Origin of the sequence: Pseudomonas sp. FEN, assembly GCF_904067045.1 — a bacterium.
In the GTDB taxonomy this organism is placed as follows: Bacteria; Pseudomonadota; Gammaproteobacteria; order Pseudomonadales; family Pseudomonadaceae; genus Aquipseudomonas.
In genome coordinates, this window is sequence record NZ_CAJFDC010000005.1 from 1 (window position 1) to 19706 (window position 19706).

Sequence of the window (19706 nt, forward strand, 5' to 3'; positions counted from 1 at the left end):
GCTGAAGCACCTGCGCGATATCGGCAACACGGTGATCGTGGTCGAACACGATGAAGACGCGATCCGCCTGGCGGACTATGTGGTCGATATCGGCCCGGGTGCCGGCGTGCATGGCGGACATATCGTTGCCGAAGGGACACCGGCCGAGGTCATGGCGCATCCCGACTCGCTGACCGGCAAGTACTTGTCCGGCCGGGTGAAGATAGAAGTCCCGGCCAAGCGCACACCGCGCAACAAGAAACTGGCACTGCACCTCAAAGGCGCGCGTGGCAACAATGCGCAATGTCGACCTGGAGATCCCGCTGGGTCTGCTGACCTGCGTGACCGGTGTGTCCGGCTCCGGCAAGTCGACACTGATCAACACACCCTGTTCCCGCTCAGCGCCACGCGCTCAATGGCGCGACGACACTGGAAGCCGCGGCCCACGACAGCATCAACGGCCTGCAGCACCTGGACAAGGTGGTGGACATCGACCAGAGCCCATCGGTCGTACCCCTCGAACCCGGCCACCTATACCGGTCTGTTTACACCGATCCGCGAGCTGTTCGCCGGCGTGCCGGAATCCCGCTCGCGGGGTTACGGCCCGGGGCGCTTCTCGTTCAACGTCAAGGGTGGACGCTGCGAAGCCTGCCAGGGCGACGGCCTGATCAAGGTGGAGATGCACTTCCTGCCGGACATCTATGTGCCGTGCGATGTGTGCAAGAGCAAGCGCTACAACCGCGAAACCCTGGAGGTCAAGTACAAGGGCAAGAGCATCCACGAGGTCCTCGAGATGACGATCGAGGAAGCACGGGAGTTCTTCGACGCGGTGCCGGCGCTGGCCCGCAAGCTGCAGACGCTGATGGACGTGGGCTGTCGTATATCAAGCTGGGGCAGTCGGCGACCACCCTGTCCGGCGGCGAGGCGCAACGGGTCAAGCTGTCCCGCGAGTTGTCCAAGCGCGATACCGGCAAGACCCTGTATATCCTCGATGAGCCGACCACTGGCCTGCACTTCGCAGATATCCAGCAGTTGCTCGACGTTCTGCATCGCCTGCGCGACCACGGCAATACCGTGGTGGTGATCGAGCACAACCTGGATGTGATCAAGACCGCCGACTGGTTGGTCGACCTTGGGCCTGAAGGGGGTTCCAAGGGCGGGCAGATCATTGCGGTCGGTACGCCGGGAGCAAGTGGCGGAGATGCCCCAATCCCATACCGGCATTACCTGAAGCCGCTGTTTGCTGCGCGACCGGGCGTAACCGGATAGCATGAAAAAGCCCCTGTCATTGAGTGATGACAGGGGCTTTTTTGTGGAGCTGAAATCGCTATCGCCAGCAAGCTGGCTCCTACAGGTTCCGCGTCCACTCACGATCTTGCGAGCGACAACTCTCGCTTGTAGGATCAGCGTGCTGCGCGCGGCGTTCCGACGATCCGCCGCGCAGCAGCGGCCATTCTCAGAACTGCGACTGCAAGTAATTCTGCAACCCGATGGACTTGATCAGCCCCAACTGCTTCTCCAGCCAGTAGGTGTGATCTTCCTCGGTATCAGCCAACTGCACACGCAGGATCTCGCGGGTGACGTAATCCTTGTGCAGCTCGCAGAGCTCGATGCCCTTGCACAGCGCGCACGCACCTTGTTCTCCAAGCGCAGGTCGGCGGCGAACATGTCAGGCACGTTGCTACCGATGTCCAGGTCGTCCGGACGCATGCGCGCGTGCCCTCGAGCATCAGGATCCGGCGCATCAACGCATCGGCATGTTGCGCCTCTTCTTCCATCTCGTGATTGATGCGCTCGTAGAGCTTGCTGAAGCCCCAGTCCTCATACATCCGCGAATGGATGAAATACTGATCAGGGCTGCCAGCTCACCGGTCAGCAACGTGTTGAGGTAGTCGACTACGACCTGGTTACCTTGCATCGCCCTACATCTCCCTGCTTGAAAGGCTGCATTTTGAACCATGCTGACCGGGAGGTCACTGGAAAAAACACAAACAAAGCAAAGATTTCCAGAGAAAAGCAGCCTAAAAAACGCAAAAACCGCCCTGAGTGAGGGCGGTTCTGCTTCTCGTTCAGACTTAGTTCAGCACTACACCCAGCGCCTTGGCGATACCTTCGCCGTATGCCTGGTCGGCCTTGAAGAAATGCTGCAACTGGCGCTCGACCACGTCATCGGATACACCCGACATCGCGCCAGCGATATTGCTGATCAGCAGCGCTTTCTGCTCGGTGCTCATCAAACGGAACAGCGCACCGGCATGACTGTAGTAATCGGTATCTTCGCGGTGATCGTAACGATCCGCCGCACCACTGAGGGCCAACGCCGGCTCAGCGTAGTGAGGCGCCTGTTTGGGCGCTTCGACGTAGCTGTTGGGCTCGTAGTTCGGCGTCGCGCCACCGTTGCTGCCAAAGGCCATGGAGCCGTCACGCTGGTAGGTGTTGACCGGGCTGCGCGGGGCGTTCACCGGCAACTGCTGATGATTGGTGCCGACACGGTAGCGGTGGGCATCGGCATAGGCGAAGACGCGGCCTTGCAGCATGCGGTCCGGTGACAGACCAACACCCGGCACCATGTTGCTCGGACCGAAAGCTGCCTGTTCGACTTCGGCGAAGTAGTTCAGCGGGTTACGGTTGAGCTCGAGCTCGCCGACTGCGATCAGCGGAACTCTTTCTGCGACCAGGTCTTGGTCACGTCGAAAGGGTTCTCGTAATGCGCCGCGGCCTGGGCTTCGGTCATGATCTGGATACAGACAGTCCATTTCGGGAAGTCGCCGCGTTCGATGGCGCCGAAAAGATCACGCTGGGCGTAATCCGGATCGGTGCCCGCCAGGCGTGCCGCCTCGGCCGGCGCCAGATTCTTGATGCCCTGCTTGGTCTTGTAGTGCCACTTGACCCAGTGCCGCTCGCCCTTGGCGTTGATCAGGCTGTAGGTGTGGCTACCAAAACCATGCATGTGCCGGTAGCCGTCCGGGATCCCACGATCCGAGAACAGGATGGTGACCTGGTGCAGTGCCTCGGGCGAGTGCGACCAGAAATCCCACATCGCCTGCGCGCTCTTCAGGTTGCTTTGCGGCAGACGTTTCTGGGTATGGATAAAGTCGGGGAATTTCAGCGGATCGCGGATAAAGAACACTGGCGTGTTGTTGCCAACGATGTCCCAGTTACCTTCCTCGGTGTAGAACTTCAAGGCAAAACCACGCGGATCACGTTCGGTGTCGGCCGAACCACGTTCACCACCGACAGTCGAGAAGCGCAGGAAAGTCGGGGTCTGCTTGCCCACGGATTCGAACAGCTTGGCGCTGGTGTACTGGGTAATGTCTTTGGAAACGGTGAACGTACCGTAGGCACCCGAGCCCTTGGCGTGTACACGGCGCTCGGGAATGTTCTCACGATTGAAGTGAGCGAGCTTTTCGATCAGGTGAAAGTCATCGAGCAACAGCGGGCCACGGGGCCCGGCGGAACGGGAATTCTGATTGTCAGCGACAGGAGCGCCACTGGCGGTCGTAAGGGTTTTGTTCTGGCTCATGTGATCGTCTTCCTCTGTCAGTCTTTGAACCGCCGGCTAATCGGCTGAGAAGGAGTATTGACCATCAATGTGACGCAGACAAATTCATTAATTTGCTTACATCAATAGAAAATGACTACCAACGACTCCAGCTCATAGCGTGCAGTCAGGCGCAGTGTAGAAGCTTGTACATACGATGCGTTTCTTGCGGGCACAAAAAACCGGGCGCTAGGCCCGGTTTCTTGTTTCAGACTGACGTCTTACTCGGCAGATACAGCTTCGCCGGCAGTAGCACGATCAACCAACTCGACGTACGCCATAGGCGCGTTGTCGCCAGTGCGGAAACCGCACTTGAGGATGCGCAGGTAGCCACCCTCACGGGTAGCATAACGCTTGCCCAGGTCGTTGAAGAGCTTACCAACGATAGCTTTCGAACGAGTACGGTCGAAAGCCAGACGACGGTTAGCCAGGCTATCTACTTTAGCCAGAGTGATCAGCGGCTCAGCAACGCGGCGCAGTTCTTTGGCTTTTGGCAGAGTCGTTTTGATCAGCTCGTGCTCGAACAGCGACACCGCCATGTTTTGAAACATGGCCTTGCGGTGCGAGCTGGTGCGGCTCAGGTGACGACCACTTTTACGATGACGCATGGTTCATTCCTTACCAAACACTACGTTCGGTGATTACGACGATCAGGCAGTCGCCTTGTCGTCCTTCTTAAGACTTGCAGGCGGCCAGTTGTCGAGGCGCATGCCGAGGGACAGACCGCGGGAGGCCAGAACGTCCTTGATTTCAGTCAAGGATTTCTTGCCCAGGTTCGGAGTCTTCAACAGCTCTACTTCGGTACGCTGAATCAGGTCACCGATGTAGTAGATGTTTTCCGCCTTAAGGCAGTTGGCCGAACGTACAGTCAGTTCCAGATCGTCAACCGGGCGAAGCAGGATCGGATCGATCTCGTCTTCTTGCTCGATTACCACTGGCTCACTGTCACCTTTGAGGTCGACGAACGCAGCCAACTGCTGTTGCAGGATGGTTGCAGCGCGGCGGATAGCCTCTTCAGGATCCAGAGTACCGTTGGTTTCCAGATCAATAACCAGCTTGTCCAGGTTGGTACGCTGCTCGACACGGGCGTTTTCCACCACGTAAGCGATACGGCGAACCGGGCTGAACGAAGAGTCGAGCTGCAAGCGACCGATGCTGCGGCTTTCGTCTTCATCGCTCTGACGCGAGTCTGCTGGTTCATAACCACGACCACGAGCTACGGTGAGCTTCATGTTCAAGGCGCCGTTAGACGCCAGGTTAGCGATTACGTGATCGGGGTTAACGATCTCGACATCATGATCCAGCTGAATATCGGCAGCGGTAACCACCCCCGAACCCTTCTTCGACAAGGTCAGCGTAACTTCGTCACGGCCGTGCAGCTTGATAGCCAGACCTTTAAGGTTCAACAGGATTTCAATGACGTCTTCCTGTACACCTTCGATGGCGCTGTACTCGTGGAGCACACCGTCAATCTCGGCCTCGACTACTGCACAGCCTGGCATTGAGGACAACAGGATGCGGCGCAGCGCGTTGCCCAGGGTGTGGCCAAAACCACGCTCGAGAGGCTCGAGGGTGATTTTAGCGCGGGTTGGACTGACAACCTGCACGTCAATGTGACGGGGTGTCAGGAACTCATTTACCGAAATCTGCATGGATGCACCTATTTTCTAGCCCTTACTTGGAGTAGAGCTCGACAATCAGGCTTTCGTTGATGTCGGCGGAGAGGTCACTGCGAGCAGGCACGTTCTTGAAAACGCCCGACTTCTTCTCAGTGTCCACTTCTACCCATTCTACGCGGCCACGCTGGGCACACAGATCGAGAGCCTGGACAATGCGCAGTTGATTCTTAGCTTTCTCGCGAATAGCTACCACGTCACCAGCACGAACCTGGTAGGACGGGACGTTGACGGTTTTGCCGTTAACGCTGATCGACTTGTGCGATACCAGTTGACGGGATTCGGCACGAGTCGAGCCAAAACCCATACGGTATACAACGTTGTCCAGACGGCATTCGAGCAGTTGCAGCAGGTTTTCACCGGTTGCGCCTTTACGGCCGGCGGCTTCTTTGTAGTAGCCGCTGAACTGACGCTCAAGAACGCCATAAATACGACGGACCTTCTGCTTTCACGCAGTTGGGTGCCGTAGTCGGACTGGCGACCGCGGCGCTGGCCGTGGATACCAGGTGCTGCTTCGATGTTGCACTTGGATTCGATAGCGCGCACGCCGCTCTTCAGGAAGAGATCGGTGCCTTCGCGACGAGCCAGTTTGCATTTTGGACCAATGTAACGAGCCATTCTTTACAATCTCCTGGATTACACGCGGCGCTTCTTCGGCGGACGGCACCCGTTATGCGGGATTGGCGTCACGTCGGTGATGCTGGCGATCTTATAGCCACAGCCGTTCAATGCACGGACAGCGGACTCACGACCTGGACCTGGACCTTTGACGTTGACGTCGAGGTTTTTCAGGCCATATTCCAGCGCAGCTTGACCAGCACGTTCAGCAGCTACTTGAGCAGCAAACGGGGTGGACTTGCGGGAACCGCGGAAACCCGAACCACCGGAGGTAGCCCAGGAAAGAGCGTTACCTTGACGGTCGGTAATGGTCACGATGGTGTTGTTGAAAGACGCGTGGATGTGGGCGATGCCATCAACCACTGTCTTTTTGATTTTCTTACGAGGACGAGCAGCAGGTTTTGCCATGACTAGATTCCTGTCGATTCGCTGGTGCGATTACTTGCGGATCGGCTTACGCGGACCTTTGCGAGTACGCGCGTTGGTCTTGGTACGCTGACCGCGTACTGGCAGACCACGACGATGGCGCAGACCGCGGTAGCAGCCCAAGTCCATCAAGCGTTTGATTTTCATGTTGATTTCGCGACGCAGGTCACCTTCAGTGGTGAACTTCGCCACTTCGCCACGCAGCTGTTCAATCTGCTCGTCGCTCAGATCCTTGATCTTTGCGGCTGGGTTGACCCCAGTCACTGCACAAATTTTCTGTGCAGTAGTGCGACCAACACCATAGATGTAGGTCAGCGAGATAACAGTGTGCTTGTTATCTGGAATGTTAACGCCTGCAATACGGGCCATTCAGTGGGACTCCAATTGACAGCTACCTACGCCCCGGAAGCCAAGAAATAGGGCGCGAGATAATATCGCTGTAATAACAAATAATCAACCCAGCAGCGCACTAGCTGCTGGGCTTTTAGCAGATCACACTCAGCCTTGGCGCTGTTTGTGACGCGGTTCCGCGCTGCAAATTACTCGAACCACACCTTCGCGGCGAATAATCTTGCAGTTACGGCACAGCTTTTTCACCGATGCACGAACTTTCATCACCAACTCCTCGAACCTTATGGGTCAGCGCAGCATGCCGCTGCCGTAACCCTTCAGGTTGGCTTTCTTCATCAGGGATTCGTACTGGTGCGAAACGAGGTGCGATTGTACTTGGGACATGAAGTCCATCACAACCACGACCACGATCAGCAACGAGGTCCCGCCAAGGTAGAACGGAACGTTTGCCGCGACCACAAGGAACTGGGGTAACAGGCACACGGCCGTCATATAAAGAGCACCGAACATGGTCAAACGGGTCAGAACGCCATCAATGTAGCGCGCCGACTGCTCGCCTGGACGGATACCCGGAATAAAGGCACCGGACTTCTTCAGGTTTTCCGCTACGTCTTTCGGATTGAACATCAACGCCGTATAGAAGAAGCAGAAGAAAATAATCCCTGCACTAAACAGCAGAATATTCAACGGCTGACCAGGAGCGATCGACTGCGAGATGTCCTGCAACCAGCCCATACCTTCAGACTGACCGAACCAGGCACCCAGCGAAGCCGGGAAGAGCAAGATGCTGCTCGCGAAGATAGCAGGAATAACACCGGCCATATTCACCTTCAGCGGCAGGTGGCTGGTCTGCGCGGCGAAGACCTTGCGGCCCTGCTGACGCTTGGCGTAGTGAACAGCAATACGACGCTGACCACGCTCAATGAACACCACGAAACCGATGATCGCTACTGCCAGCAAACCGATGGCAACCAGAGCGAAGATGTTGATATCGCCCTGACGTGCAGACTCGAAAGACTGCCCAATCGCTCTCGGAAGACCGGCGACGATACCCGAAAAAATCAACATCGAGATACCGTTACCCACACCGCGCTCGGTAATCTGCTCACCCAACCACATCATGAACATCGCGCCGGCCACGAAAGTGGACACCGCAACGAAATGGAAGCTGAAGCCAGCACTAAACGAGACGCCCTGGTTAGCCAGGCCAATGGACATGCCAATGGCTTGAACAAGTGCCAGGACGACGGTGCCATAGCGGGTGTATTGGCTGATCTTACGACGACCAGCCTCACCTCCTTCTTCAACTGCTCCAGCTGCGGGCTGACGGCGGACATCAGCTGCATGATGATCGATGCCGAAATGTACGGCATGATCCCCAGTGCAAAGATGCTCATCCGTTCCAGCGCGCCGCCGGAAAACATGTTGAACAAGCTAAGAATGGTCCCCTCATTCTGTCGAAACAGGTCCGCCAGCCGGTCCGGGTTGATACCTGGAACTGGGATGTGTGCGCCTATCCGGTAGACGATAATCGCCAGGAATAGAAAACGCAGTCGAGCCCAGAGCTCGGATAACCGCCTTTGCTGAGCGCTGAGAGAGCACCTTGCTTAGCCATTTATTCCTCGAACTTGCCGCCAGCTGCTTCGATAGCCGCACGCGCACCTTTGGTGGCTGCGATGCCCTTGATAGTTACTGCGCGAGTCACTTCGCCCGACAGCATGATTTTCACACGCTGTACGTTCTGGTTGATCACGTTGGCATCTTTCAGGGACTGCACGGTGACGATGTCGCCTTCCACTTTGGCCAGCTCGGACAGACGCACTTCTGCGCGGTCCATGGCTTTCAGGGAAACGAAACCGAACTTCGGCAGGCGACGATGCAGCGGCTGTTGACCGCCTTCAAAGCCTGGAGCAATGGTGCCACCGGAGCGGGAAGTCTGACCTTTGTGACCACGGCCACCAGTCTTGCCCAAACCACTACCGATACCACGGCCCGGACGATGCTTTTCGCGACGGGAACCGGCGCTGGACTCAGATCATTGAGTTTCATCGATTAACCCTCTACACGCAGCATGTAGTAAGCCTTGTTGATCATCCCGCGATTCTCGGGAGTATCCTGGACTTCTACAGTGTGACCGATGCGACGCAGACCCAGGCCCTTGACACACAGTCTGTGGTTAGGGATGCGGCCGGTCATGCTTTTGATCAGCGTTACTTTTACGGTTGCCATGATCACAGGATCTCCGCTGCAGTTTTGCCGCGCTTGGCAGCAATGGACTCAGGGGACTGCATGGCTTTCAAACCTTTGAAAGTGGCGTGAACCACGTTTACCGGGTTAGTCGAGCCGTAGCACTTGGCCAGAACGTTCTGCACACCAGCCACTTCGAGGACAGCACGCATAGCGCCGCCAGCGATGATACCGGTACCTTCAGAAGCAGGCTGCATGTAAACCTTGGAAGCGCCGTGGGCGGATTTCATGGCGTACTGCAGAGTGGTACCGTTCAGGTCCACCTGGATCATGTTGCGACGAGCAGCTTCCATAGCCTTCTGGATCGCGGCAGGCACTTCACGTGACTTGCCACGGCCGAAGCCTACACGGCCCTTGCCATCACCTACCACGGCAACGCGGTGAAGGTGAAGATACGGCCGCCTTTAACGGTTTTGGCTACGCGGTTAACTTGAACCAGCTTCTCGATGTAGCCTTCGTCGCGCTTTGGTCGTTATTTGACATAACTTAGAACTCCAGCCCAGCTTCACGAGCAGCATCAGCAGCGCCTTGACGCGGCCGTGATACTTGAAGCCAGAGCGGTCGAAAGCCACCTGCGAGACGCCAGCGGCTTTAGCACGCGTAGCGACCAGCTGGCCAACCTTAGTGGCCGCGTCGATGTTGCCAGTGGCACCATCACGCAGTTCTTTGTCCAAAGTCGAGGCACTTGCCAGGACTTTGTTGCGTCGGCCGAAATGACCTGGGCGTAGATGTGCTGCGAAGAGCGGAAACACGCAGAGACGCACGACTCGATCGCGCATTCGTCAGGCCACGCCTGACTTTGCGACGCGACCGCAAGATCGTGCGTCTCTGCGTGTTCCCGCTCTTTCGCCAGCACATCTACGCCCATGGTCATTTCGGCCGACGGCAAACAAAGTCCTGGCAAGTGCCTCGACTTTGGACAAAGAACTGCGTGATGGTGACCACTGGCAAGGCATCGACGCGGCGGGCCGACTAATGGGTTGGCCAGCTGGTCGCTACGCGTGGCTAAAGCCGCCTGGCGTCTCGCAGGTGGGCCTTTCCGACCGCTCTGGCTTCAAGGTAGTCACGGGAACGCGTCAAAGGCGCTGGCTGATGCTGGCTCGTGAAGGCTGGGCTGGAGTTCTAAGTTTCATGGTCAAATAACGACCAAAAGCGGCGACGAAGGGCTACATCGGAGGACAGCTGGTTCATAGTTAACCGCGTAGGCTCAAAACCGTTTTAAAGGGCGGCCGGTATCTTCACCTTCACGCGGCGGTTGACCGTTGGGGGGGGGGTAGGTGATTGGGCAAGGGCCGTGTAGGCTTCGGCCGTGGCAAGTCACGTGAAGTGCCTGCCGCGATCCAGAAGCTATGGAAGCTGCCGTCGCAACATGATCCAGGTGGACCTGAACGTACCACTCGCAGTACGCCATGAAATCCGCCACGGCGCTTCCAAGGTTACATGCAGCCTGCTTCTGAAGGTACCGGTATCATCGCTGCGGCGCTATGCGTGCTGTCCTCAAGTGGCTGGTGTGCAGAACGTTCTGGCCAGTGCTACGGCTCGACTAACCGGTAAACGTGGTTCACGCCACTTTCAAAGGTTTGAAAGCCATGCAGTCCCCTGAGTCCATTGCTGCCAAGCGCGGCAAAACTGCACGAGATCCGTGATCATGCAACCGTAAAAGTAACGCTGATCAAAGCATGACGGCCGCATCCCTAACCACAGACTGTGTGTCAAGGCCTGGTCTGCGTCGCATCGGTCACACTGTAGAAGTCCAGGATACTCGAGAATGCGGATGATCAACAAGGCTACTACATGCTGCGTGTAGAGGGTTAATCGATGAAACTCAATGATCTGAGTCCAGCGCCGGGTTCCGTCGCGAAAAGCATCGTCCGGGCCGTGTATCGGTAGTGGTTTGGGCAAGACTGGTGGCCGTGGTCACAAAGGTCAGACTTCCGCTCGTGGCACCATTGCTCCAGGCTTGAAGGCGGTCAACAGCCGCTGCATCGTCGCCTGCCGAAGTTCGGTTTCGTTTCCCTGAAAGCATGGACCGCGCAGAAGTGCGTCTGTCCGAGCTGCCAAAGTGGAAGGCGACATCGTCACCGTGCAGTCCCTGAAAGATGCCAACGTGATCAACCAGAACGTACAGCGTGTGAAAATCATGCTGTCGGGCGAAGTGACTCGCGCAGTAACTATCAAGGCATCGCAGCCACCAAAGGTGCGCGTGCGGCTATCGAAGCAGCTGCGGCAAGTTCGAGGAATAAATGGCTAAGCAAGGTGCTCTCTCAGCGCTCAGCAAAGGCGGGTTATCCGAGCTCTGGGCTCGACTGCGTTTTCTATTCCTGGCGATTATCGTCTACCGGATAGGCGCACACATCCCAGTTCCAGGTATCAACCCGGACCGGCTGGCGGACCTGTTTCGACAGAATGAGGGACCATTCTTAGCTTGTTCAACATGTTTTCCGGCGGCGCGCTGGAACGGATGAGCATCTTTGCACTGGGGATCATGCCGTACATTTCGGCATCGATCATCATGCAGCTGATGTCCGCCGTCAGCCCGCAGCTGGAGCAGTTGAAGAAGGAAGGTGAGGCTGGTCGTCGTAAGATCAGCCATACACCCGCTATGGCACCGTCGTCCTGGCACTTGTCAAGCCATTGGCATGTCCATTGGCCTGGCTAACCAGGGCGTCTCGTTTAGTGCTGGCTTCAGCTTCCATTTCGTTGCGGTGTCCACTTTCGTGGCCGGCGCGATGTTCATGATGTGGTTGGGTGAGCAGATTACCGAGCGCGGTGTGGGTAACGGTATCTCGATGTTGATTTTTTCGGGTATCGTCGCCGGTCTTCCGAGAGCGATTGGGCAGTCTTCGAGTCTGCACGTCAGGGCGATATCAACATCTTCGCTCTGGTTGCCATCGGTTTGCTGGCAGTAGCGATCATCGGTTTCGTGGTGTTCATTGAGCGTGGTCAGCGTCGTATTGCTGTTCACTACGCCAAGCGTCAGCAGGGCCGCAAGGTCTTCGCCGCGCAGACCAGCCACCTGCCGCTGAAGGTGAATATGGCCGGTGTTATTCCTGCTATCTTCGCGAGCAGCATCTTGCTCTTCCCGGCTTCGCTGGGTGCCTGGTTCGGTCAGTCTGAAGGTATGGGCTGGTTGCAGGACATCTCGCAGTCGATCGCTCCTGGTCAGCCGTTGAATATTCTGCTGTTTAGTGCAGGGATTATTTTCTTCTGCTTCTTCTATACGGCGTTGATGTTCAATCCGAAAGACGTAGCGGAAAAACCTGAAGAAGTCCGGTGCCTTTATTCCGGGTATCCGTCCAGGCGAGCAGTCGGCGCGCTACATTGATGGCGTTCTGACCCGTTTGACCATGTTCGGTGCTCTTATATGACGGCCGTGTGCCTGTTACCCCAGTTCCTTGTGGTCGCGGCAAACGTTCCGTTCTACCTTGGCGGGACCTCGTTGCTGATCGTGGTCGTGGTTGTGATGGACTTCATGTCCCAAGTACAATCGCACCTCGTTTCGCACCAGTACGAATCCCTGATGAAGAAAGCCAACCTGAAGGGTTACGGCAGCGGCATGCTGCGCTGACCCATAAGGTTCGAGGAGTTGGTGATGAAAGTTCGTGCATCGGTGAAAAAGCTGTGCCGTAACTGCAAGATTATTCGCCGCGAAGGTGTGGTTCGAGTAATTTGCAGCGCGGAACCGCGTCACAAACAGCGCCAAGGCTGAGTGTGATCTGCTAAAAGCCCAGCAGCTAGTGCGCTGCTGGGTTGATTATTTGTTATTACAGCGATATTATCTCGCGCCCTATTTCTTGGCTTCCGGGGCGTAGGTAGCTGTCAATTGGAGTCCCACTGAATGGCCCGTATTGCAGGCGTTAACATTCCAGATAACAAGCACACTGTTATCTCGCTGACCTACATCTATGGTGTTGGTCGCACTACTGCACAGAAAATTTGTGCAGTGACTGGGGTCAACCCAGCCGCAAAGATCAAGGATCTGAGCGACGAGCAGATTGAACAGCTGCGTGGCGAAGTGGCGAAGTTCACCACTGAAGGTGACCTGCGTCGCGAAATCAACATGAAAATCAAACGCTTGATGGACTTGGGCTGCTACCGCGGTCTGCGCCATCGTCGTGGTCTGCCAGTACGCGGTCAGCGTACCAAGACCAACGCGCGTACTCGCAAAGGTCCGCGTAAGCCGATCCGCAAGTAATCGCACCAGCGAATCGACAGGAATCTAGTCATGGCAAAACCTGCTGCTCGTCCTCGTAAGAAAATCAAAAAGACAGTGGTTGATGGCATCGCCCACATCCACGCGTCTTTCAACAACACCATCGTGACCATTACCGACCGTCAAGGTAACGCTCTTTCCTGGGCTACCTCCGGTGGTTCGGGTTTCCGCGGTTCCCGCAAGTCCACCCCGTTTGCTGCTCAAGTAGCTGCTGAACGTGCTGGTCAAGCTGCGCTGGAATATGGCCTGAAAAACCTCGACGTCAACGTCAAAGGTCCAGGTCCAGGTCGTGAGTCCGCTGTCCGTGCATTGAACGGCTGTGGCTATAAGATCGCCAGCATCACCGACGTGACGCCAATCCCGCATAACGGGTGCCGTCCGCCGAAGAAGCGCCGCGTGTAATCCAGAGATTGTAAAGAATGGCTCGTTACATTGGTCCAAAATGCAAAACTGGCTCGTCGCGAAGGCACCGATCTCTTCCTGAAGAGCGGCGTGCGCGCTATCGAATCCAAGTGCAACATCGAAGCAGCACCTGGTATCCACGGCCAGCGCCGCGGTCGCCAGTCCGACTACGGCACCCAACTGCGTGAAAAGCAGAAGGTCCGTCGTATTTATGGCGTTCTTGAGCGTCAGTTCAGCGGCTACTACAAAGAAGCCGCCGGCCGTAAAGGCGCAACCGGTGAAAACCTGCTGCAACTGCTCGAATGCCGTCTGGACAACGTTGTATACCGTATGGGTTTTGGCTCGACTCGTGCCGAATCCCGTCAACTGGTATCGCACAAGTCGATCAGCGTTAACGGCAAAACCGTCAACGTCCCGTCCTACCAGGTTCGTGCTGGTGACGTGGTAGCTATTCGCGAGAAAGCTAAGAATCAACTGCGCATTGTCCAGGCTCTCGATCTGTGTGCCCAGCGTGGCCGCGTAGAATGGGTAGAAGTGGACACTGAGAAGAAGTCGGGCGTTTTCAAGAACGTGCCTGCTCGCAGTGACCTCTCCGCCGACATCAACGAAAGCCTGATTGTCGAGCTCTACTCCAAGTAAGGGCTAGAAAATAGGTGCATCCATGCAGATTTCGGTAAATGAGTTCCTGACACCCCGTCACATTGACGTGCAGGTTGTCAGTCCAACCCGCGCTAAAATCACCCTCGAGCCTCTCGAGCGTGGTTTTGGCCACACCCTGGGCAACGCGCTGCGCCGCATCCTGTTGTCCTCAATGCCAGGCTGTGCAGTAGTCGAGGCCGAGATTGACGGTGTGCTCCACGAGTACAGCGCCATCGAAGGTGTACAGGAAGACGTCATTGAAATCCTGTTGAACCTTAAAGGTCTGGCTATCAAGCTGCACGGCCGTGACGAAGTTACGCTGACCTTGTCGAAGAAGGGTTCGGGGGTGGTTACCGCTGCCGATATTCAGCTGGATCATGATGTCGAGATCGTTAACCCCGATCACGTAATCGCTAACCTGGCGTCTAACGGCGCCTTGAACATGAAGCTCACCGTAGCTCGTGGTCGTGGTTATGAACCAGCAGACTCGCGTCAGAGCGATGAAGACGAAAGCCGCAGCATCGGTCGCTTGCAGCTCGACTCTTCGTTCAGCCCGGTTCGCCGTATCGCTTACGTGGTGGAAAACGCCCGTGTCGAGCAGCGTACCAACCTGGACAAGCTGGTTATTGATCTGGAAACCAACGGTACTCTGGATCCTGAAGAGGCTATCCGCCGCGCTGCAACCATCCTGCAACAGCAGTTGGCTGCGTTCGTCGACCTCAAAGGTGACAGTGAGCCAGTGGTAATCGAGCAAGAAGACGAGATCGATCCGATCCTGCTTCGCCCGGTTGACGATCTGGAACTGACTGTACGTTCGGCCAACTGCCTTAAGGCGGAAAACATCTACTACATCGGTGACCTGATTCAGCGTACCGAAGTAGAGCTGTTGAAGACTCCGAACCTGGGCAAGAAATCCTTGACTGAAATCAAGGACGTTCTGGCCTCCCGCGGTCTGTCCCTCGGCATGCGCCTCGACAACTGGCCGCCTGCAAGTCTTAAGAAGGACGACAAGGCGACTGCCTGATCGTCGTAATCACCGAACGTAGTGTTTGGTAAGGAATGAACCATGCGTCATCGTAAAAGTGGTCGTCACCTGAGCCGCACCAGCTCGCACCGCAAGGCCATGTTTCAAAACATGGCGGTGTCGCTGTTCGAGCACGAGCTGATCAAAACGACTCTGCCAAAAGCCAAAGAACTGCGCCGCGTTGCTGAGCCGCTGATCACTCTGGCTAAAGTAGATAGCCTGGCTAACCGTCGTCTGGCTTTCGACCGTACTCGTTCGAAAGCTATCGTTGGTAAGCTCTTCAACGACCTGGGCAAGCGTTATGCTACCCGTGAGGGTGGCTACCTGCGCATCCTCAAGTGCGGTTTCCGCACTGGCGACAACGCGCCTATGGCGTACGTCGAGTTGGTTGATCGTGCTACTGCCGGCGAAGCTGTATCTGCCGAGTAAGACGTCAGTCTGAAACAAGAAACCGGGCTAGCGCCCGGTTTTTTGTGCCCGCAAGAAACGCATCGTATGTACAAGCTTCTACACTGCGCCTGACTGCACGCTATGAGCTGGAGTCGTTGGTAGTCATTTTCTATTGATGTAAGCAAATTAATGAATTTGTCTGCGTCACATTGATGGTCAATACTCCTTCTCAGCCGATTAGCCGGCGGTTCAAAGACTGACAGAGGAAGACGATCACATGAGCCAGAACAAAACCCTTACGACCGCCAGTGGCGCTCCTGTCGCTGACAATCAGAATTCCCGTTCCGCCGGGCCCCGTGGCCCGCTGTTGCTCGATGACTTTCACCTGATCGAAAAGCTCGCTCACTTCAATCGTGAGAACATTCCCGAGCGCCGTGTACACGCCAAGGGCTCGGGTGCCTACGGTACGTTCACCGTTTCCAAAGACATTACCCAGTACACCAGCGCCAAGCTGTTCGAATCCGTGGGCAAGCAGACCCCGACTTTCCTGCGCTTCTCGACTGTCGGTGGTGAACGTGGTTCGGCCGACACCGAACGTGATCCGCGTGGTTTTGCCTTGAAGTTCTACACCGAGGAAGGTAACTGGGACATCGTTGGCAACAACACGCCAGTGTTCTTTATCCGCGATCCGCTGAAATTCCCCGACTTTATCCATACCCAGAAACGTCTGCCGCAAAGCAACCTGAAGAGCGCGCAGGCGATGTGGGATTTCTGGTCGCACTCGCCCGAGGCACTGCACCAGGTCACCATCCTGTTCTCGGATCGTGGGATCCCGGACGGCTACCGGCACATGCATGGTTTTGGTAGCCACACCTACAGCCTGATCAACGCCAAGGGCGAGCGGCACTGGGTCAAGTGGCACTACAAGACCAAGCAGGGCATCAAGAATCTGGCGCCGGCCGAGGCGGCACGCCTGGCGGGCACCGATCCGGATTACGCCCAGCGTGATCTTTTCGGCGCCATCGAACGCGGCGACTTCCCGAAATGGACTGTCTGTATCCAGATCATGACCGAAGCCCAGGCCGCGGCGCATTACGAGAACCCTTTCGACGTGACCAAGACCTGGTCGCAGAAAGAGTTTCCGCTGATCGCAGTCGGCGAGCTCGAGCTCAACCGTAACCCGCTGAACTACTTCGCCGAAGTCGAACAGGCAGCTTTCGGTCCGAGCAACATGGTGCCGGGTGTTGGTCTGTCACCGGACCGCATGCTGCAAGGCCGCGTCTTCGCCTATGCCGATGCCCACCGCTACCGTGTCGGCACCAATCATCAGCAGTTGCCGGTGAACGCCCCGCGCAGCCCGGTCAACACCTACCAGCGTGACGGCTCCATGGCCTTTGGCAGCAACGGTGGCGCGACGCCGAACTACGAGCCCAACAGCTACGTCGAAGCGCCCAAACAGGCGCCTCACTACGCTGAGCCGGCGTTGGCCCTCAGTGGTGCGGCGGATCGTTACGATCACCGCGAAGATACCGATTACTACAGTCATGCCGGTGCGCTGTTCCGTTTGATGAGCACCGAGCAGAAAGCGCTGCTGATCAGCAATATCGCTGGCGCGATGTCGGGTGTATCCGATGACGTGGTCGAGCGCCAGTTGCAGCATTTCTTCAAGGCCGACCAGGCATACGGCGAAGGTATCGCCAAGGCGCTGGGTGTAGTGCTGAACTAAGTCTGAACGAGAAGCAGAACCGCCCTCACTCAGGGCGGTTTTTGCGTTTTTTAGGCTGCTTTTCTCTGGAAATCTTTGCTTTGTTTGTGTTTTCCAGTGACCTCCCGGTCAGCATGGTTCAAAATGCAGCCTTTCAAGCAGGGAGATGTAGGGCGATGCAAGGTAACCAGGTCGTAGTCGACTACCTCAACACGTTGCTGACCGGTGAGCTGGCAGCCCGTGATCAGTATTTCATCCATTCGCGGATGTATGAGGACTGGGGCTTCAGCAAGCTCTACGAGCGCATCAATCACGAGATGGAAGAAGAGGCGCAACATGCCGATGCGTTGATGCGCCGGATCCTGATGCTCGAGGGCACGCCGCGCATGCGTCCGGACGACCTGGACATCGGTAGCAACGTGCCTGACATGTTCGCCGCCGACCTGCGCTTGGAGAACAAGGTGCGTGCCGCGCTGTGCAAGGGCATCGAGCTCTGCGAGCTGCACAAGGATTACGTCACCCGCGAGATCCTGCGTGTGCAGTTGGCTGATACGAGGAAGATCACACCTACTGGCTGGAGAAGCAGTTGGGGCTGATCAAGTCCATCGGGTTGCAGAATTACTTGCAGTCGCAGTTCTGGAGAATGGCCGCTGCTGCGCGGCGGATCGTCGGAACGCCGCGCGCAGCACGCTGATTCCTACAAGCGAGAGTTGTCGCTCGCAAGATCGTGAGTGGACGCGGAACCTGTAGGAGCCAGCTTGCTGGCGATAGCGATTTCAGCTCCACAAAAAAGCCCCTGTCATCACTCAATGACAGGGCTTTTTCATGCTATCCGGTTACGCCCGGTCGCGCAGCAACAGCGGCTTCAGGTAATGCCCGGTATGGGATTGGGGCATCTCCGCCACTTGCTCCGGCGTACCGACCGCAATGATCTGCCCGCCCTTGGAACCCCCTTCAGGCCCAAGGTCGACCAACCAGTCGGCGGTCTTGATCACATCCAGGTTGTGCTCGATCACCACCACGGTATTGCCGTGGTCGCGCAGGCGATGCAGAACGTCGAGCAACTGCTGGATATCTGCGAAGTGCAGGCCAGTGGTCGGCTCATCGAGGATATACAGGGTCTTGCCGGTATCGCGCTTGGACAACTCGCGGGACAGCTTGACCCGTTGCGCCTCGCCGCCGGACAGGGTGGTCGCCGACTGCCCCAGCTTGATATACGACAGGCCCACGTCCATCAGCGTCTGCAGCTTGCGGGCCAGCGCCGGCACCGCGTCGAAGAACTCCCGTGCTTCCTCGATCGTCATCTCGAGGACCTCGTGGATGCTCTTGCCCTTGTACTTGACCTCCAGGGTTTCGCGGTTGTAGCGCTTGCTCTTGCACACATCGCACGGCACATAGATGTCCGGCAGGAAGTGCATCTCCACCTTGATCAGGCCGTCGCCCTGGCAGGCTTCGCAGCGTCCACCCTTGACGTTGAACGAGAAGCGCCCCGGCCGTAACCCCGCGAGCGGGATTCCGGCACGCCGGCGAACAGCTCGCGGATCGGTGTAAACAGACCGGTATAGGTGGCCGGGTTCGAGCGTGGGGTACGACCGATGGGGCTCTGGTCGATGTCCACCACCTTGTCCAGGTGCTGCAGGCCGTTGATGCTGTCGTGGGCCGCGGCTTCCAGTGTCGTCGCGCCATTGAGCGCGGTGGCGCTGAGCGGGAACAGGGTGTTGTTGATCAGTGTCGACTTGCCGGAGCCGGACACACCGGTCACGCAGGTCAGCAGACCCAGCGGGATCTCCAGGTCGACATTGCGCAGATTGTTGCCACGCGCGCCTTTGAGGTGCAGTGCCAGTTTCTTGTTGCGCGGTGTGCGCTTGGCCGGGACTTCTATCTTCACCCGGCCGGACAAGTACTTGCCGGTCAGCGAGTCGGGATGCGCCATGACCTCGGCCGGTGTCCCTTCGGCAACGATATGTCCGCCATGCACGCCGGCACCCGGGCCGATATCGACCACATAGTCCGCCAGGCGGATCGCGTCTTCATCGTGTTCGACCACGATCACCGTGTTGCCGATATCGCGCAGGTGCTTCAGCGTGCCGAGCAGGCGGTCGTTGTCCCGTTGGTGCAAACCGATGGACGGCTCATCGAGGATGTACAACACCCCCACCAGGCCGGCGCCAATCTGGCTGGCCAGGCGAATCCGCTGTGCTTCGCCACCGGAAAGGGTGTCGGCACTGCGATCCAGGGACAGATAGTCCAGGCCGACGTTGACCAGGAACTGCAGGCGCTCGCGGATTTCCTTGAGAATCTTGTCGGCGATTTCCCCACGGCGACCGGTCAGCTTCAGCCCGCCAAAGTATTCGCAGGCATCGCCGATCGGCAGGTTGGTCACCGCTGGCAGGGTCTTTTCGCCGACCCATACGTGCCGCGCCTCGCGACGCAGGCGCGTGCCACGGCAGTCCGGGCACGGCTGGGTGCTGAGGAACTTGGCCAGCTCCTCGCGC

At 57.2% G+C, this 19706-nt stretch carries 12 protein-coding genes and 16 pseudogenes; 14 read left to right on the forward strand and 14 right to left on the reverse strand.

The annotated features are described in order from the left end of the window. Positions 1-1240, forward strand: a pseudogene (locus tag PFEN_RS05665) (ATP-binding cassette domain-containing protein); the annotation flags it as partial. A gap of 195 nt (positions 1241-1435) precedes the next feature. Here the strand turns inward: PFEN_RS05665 and bfr (PFEN_RS05670) are convergent. The 13 genes and pseudogenes from bfr (PFEN_RS05670) to rplR all read right to left on the reverse strand — a co-directional run bounded on the left by bfr (PFEN_RS05670) (position 1436) and on the right by rplR (position 9617). Beyond that, positions 1436-1897 (reverse strand): annotated as a pseudogene (gene bfr, locus PFEN_RS05670) (bacterioferritin). A gap of 157 nt (positions 1898-2054) precedes the next feature. After that, positions 2055-3502: pseudogene (locus tag PFEN_RS05675) on the reverse strand (catalase). 239 nt (positions 3503-3741) lie between these two features. Beyond that, positions 3742-4128 carry a 50S ribosomal protein L17 gene (gene rplQ / locus PFEN_RS05680; RefSeq protein WP_100944360.1) on the reverse strand — a complete coding sequence of 129 codons (387 nt, stop codon included), beginning with the start codon at positions 4126-4128 and terminating at the stop codon, positions 3742-3744. Positions 4129-4170: 42 nt separating this feature from the next. Next, positions 4171-5172 carry a DNA-directed RNA polymerase subunit alpha gene (locus PFEN_RS05685; RefSeq protein WP_003176403.1) on the reverse strand — a complete coding sequence of 334 codons (1002 nt, stop codon included), beginning with the start codon at positions 5170-5172 and terminating at the stop codon, positions 4171-4173. 22 nt (positions 5173-5194) lie between these two features. Beyond that, a pseudogene (rpsD, locus tag PFEN_RS05690) lies at positions 5195-5814 on the reverse strand (30S ribosomal protein S4). Between the two features lie 18 nt (positions 5815-5832). Next, positions 5833-6222: a 30S ribosomal protein S11 gene (gene rpsK, locus PFEN_RS05695; protein WP_007924177.1), complete on the reverse strand. Its 390-nt coding sequence runs from the start codon at positions 6220-6222 to the stop codon at positions 5833-5835. A 30-nt stretch (positions 6223-6252) separates the two neighbouring features. Beyond that, positions 6253-6609, reverse strand: coding sequence for a 30S ribosomal protein S13 (gene rpsM / locus PFEN_RS05700; RefSeq protein WP_003186020.1), 357 nt, complete (start codon positions 6607-6609; stop codon positions 6253-6255). A gap of 129 nt (positions 6610-6738) precedes the next feature. Continuing rightward, a complete protein-coding gene (rpmJ, locus tag PFEN_RS05705) occupies positions 6739-6855 on the reverse strand; it encodes a 50S ribosomal protein L36 (RefSeq protein ID WP_002555468.1) in 117 nt (38 codons plus the stop codon). A 24-nt stretch (positions 6856-6879) separates the two neighbouring features. After that, positions 6880-8206: pseudogene (gene secY / locus PFEN_RS05710) on the reverse strand (preprotein translocase subunit SecY). Beyond that, positions 8207-8640, reverse strand: a pseudogene (gene rplO / locus PFEN_RS05715) (50S ribosomal protein L15). 3 nt (positions 8641-8643) lie between these two features. Beyond that, positions 8644-8820: a 50S ribosomal protein L30 gene (rpmD, locus tag PFEN_RS05720; RefSeq protein ID WP_191485938.1), complete on the reverse strand. Its 177-nt coding sequence runs from the start codon at positions 8818-8820 to the stop codon at positions 8644-8646. 2 nt (positions 8821-8822) lie between these two features. Then, positions 8823-9321, reverse strand: a pseudogene (rpsE, locus tag PFEN_RS05725) (30S ribosomal protein S5). A gap of 3 nt (positions 9322-9324) precedes the next feature. Continuing rightward, positions 9325-9617, reverse strand: a pseudogene (rplR, locus tag PFEN_RS05730) (50S ribosomal protein L18). Between the two features lie 14 nt (positions 9618-9631). On the opposite strand from rplR, the pseudogene PFEN_RS30465 reads away from it, so the two are divergent. The 13 genes and pseudogenes from PFEN_RS30465 to bfr (PFEN_RS05785) all read left to right on the forward strand — a co-directional run bounded on the left by PFEN_RS30465 (position 9632) and on the right by bfr (PFEN_RS05785) (position 17905). After that, positions 9632-9964, forward strand: a pseudogene (locus tag PFEN_RS30465) (50S ribosomal protein L18). A 63-nt stretch (positions 9965-10027) separates the two neighbouring features. Beyond that, positions 10028-10484, forward strand: a pseudogene (locus tag PFEN_RS05735) (30S ribosomal protein S5). Then, a pseudogene (locus PFEN_RS30470) lies at positions 10477-10653 on the forward strand (uL30 family ribosomal protein). The pseudogenes PFEN_RS05735 and PFEN_RS30470 overlap by 8 nt, the downstream one beginning before the upstream one ends. Before the next feature lie 3 nt (positions 10654-10656). Next, a pseudogene (gene rplO, locus PFEN_RS05740) lies at positions 10657-11081 on the forward strand (50S ribosomal protein L15). Next, positions 11082-12406 (forward strand): annotated as a pseudogene (gene secY, locus PFEN_RS05745) (preprotein translocase subunit SecY). A 24-nt stretch (positions 12407-12430) separates the two neighbouring features. Then, positions 12431-12547, forward strand: coding sequence for a 50S ribosomal protein L36 (gene rpmJ / locus PFEN_RS05750; RefSeq protein WP_002555468.1), 117 nt, complete (start codon positions 12431-12433; stop codon positions 12545-12547). Between the two features lie 129 nt (positions 12548-12676). Continuing rightward, on the forward strand, positions 12677-13033 hold the full coding sequence (gene rpsM / locus PFEN_RS05755) for a 30S ribosomal protein S13 (protein WP_003186020.1): 357 nt from the start codon (positions 12677-12679) through the stop codon (positions 13031-13033). A gap of 30 nt (positions 13034-13063) precedes the next feature. Beyond that, the gene (gene rpsK, locus PFEN_RS05760) at positions 13064-13453 is read left to right on the forward strand and encodes a 30S ribosomal protein S11 (RefSeq protein ID WP_007924177.1); all 390 of its coding nucleotides are present in this window, start codon (positions 13064-13066) and stop codon (positions 13451-13453) included. A gap of 17 nt (positions 13454-13470) precedes the next feature. Continuing rightward, positions 13471-14092: pseudogene (rpsD, locus tag PFEN_RS05765) on the forward strand (30S ribosomal protein S4). Positions 14093-14114: 22 nt separating this feature from the next. After that, positions 14115-15116 (forward strand): DNA-directed RNA polymerase subunit alpha, encoded by a 1002-nt coding sequence (locus tag PFEN_RS05770; RefSeq protein ID WP_003176403.1) that lies wholly within the window; start codon positions 14115-14117, stop codon positions 15114-15116. A 42-nt stretch (positions 15117-15158) separates the two neighbouring features. After that, entirely contained in the window at positions 15159-15545 is a 387-nt protein-coding gene (rplQ, locus tag PFEN_RS05775; protein ID WP_100944360.1) for a 50S ribosomal protein L17, read from the forward strand. Between the two features lie 238 nt (positions 15546-15783). Continuing rightward, positions 15784-17232 (forward strand): catalase, encoded by a 1449-nt coding sequence (locus PFEN_RS05780; RefSeq protein WP_191485939.1) that lies wholly within the window; start codon positions 15784-15786, stop codon positions 17230-17232. Between the two features lie 155 nt (positions 17233-17387). After that, positions 17388-17905, forward strand: a pseudogene (bfr, locus tag PFEN_RS05785) (bacterioferritin). A 142-nt stretch (positions 17906-18047) separates the two neighbouring features. Here bfr (PFEN_RS05785) and uvrA read toward each other — a convergent pair. Further along, positions 18048-19706 (reverse strand): annotated as a pseudogene (gene uvrA, locus PFEN_RS05790) (excinuclease ABC subunit UvrA); the annotation flags it as partial.

What these genes read in the sequence shown, in the direction of transcription:
- PFEN_RS05770 (WP_003176403.1), top strand. Translation starts at nt 14,115, where the DNA reads ATGCAGATTTCGGTAAATGAGTTCCTGACACCCCGTCACATTGACGTG.
- rplQ (WP_100944360.1), top strand. Translation starts at nt 15,159, where the DNA reads ATGCGTCATCGTAAAAGTGGTCGTCACCTGAGCCGCACCAGCTCGCAC.
- rpmD (WP_191485938.1), bottom strand. Translation starts at nt 8,820, where the DNA reads ATGGCAACCGTAAAAGTAACGCTGATCAAAAGCATGACCGGCCGCATC.
- rpmJ (WP_002555468.1), bottom strand. Translation starts at nt 6,855, where the DNA reads ATGAAAGTTCGTGCATCGGTGAAAAAGCTGTGCCGTAACTGCAAGATT.
- rplQ (WP_100944360.1), bottom strand. Translation starts at nt 4,128, where the DNA reads ATGCGTCATCGTAAAAGTGGTCGTCACCTGAGCCGCACCAGCTCGCAC.
- rpsM (WP_003186020.1), bottom strand. Translation starts at nt 6,609, where the DNA reads ATGGCCCGTATTGCAGGCGTTAACATTCCAGATAACAAGCACACTGTT.
- rpmJ (WP_002555468.1), top strand. Translation starts at nt 12,431, where the DNA reads ATGAAAGTTCGTGCATCGGTGAAAAAGCTGTGCCGTAACTGCAAGATT.
- PFEN_RS05780 (WP_191485939.1), top strand. Translation starts at nt 15,784, where the DNA reads ATGAGCCAGAACAAAACCCTTACGACCGCCAGTGGCGCTCCTGTCGCT.
- rpsK (WP_007924177.1), top strand. Translation starts at nt 13,064, where the DNA reads ATGGCAAAACCTGCTGCTCGTCCTCGTAAGAAAATCAAAAAGACAGTG.
- rpsK (WP_007924177.1), bottom strand. Translation starts at nt 6,222, where the DNA reads ATGGCAAAACCTGCTGCTCGTCCTCGTAAGAAAATCAAAAAGACAGTG.
- PFEN_RS05685 (WP_003176403.1), bottom strand. Translation starts at nt 5,172, where the DNA reads ATGCAGATTTCGGTAAATGAGTTCCTGACACCCCGTCACATTGACGTG.
- rpsM (WP_003186020.1), top strand. Translation starts at nt 12,677, where the DNA reads ATGGCCCGTATTGCAGGCGTTAACATTCCAGATAACAAGCACACTGTT.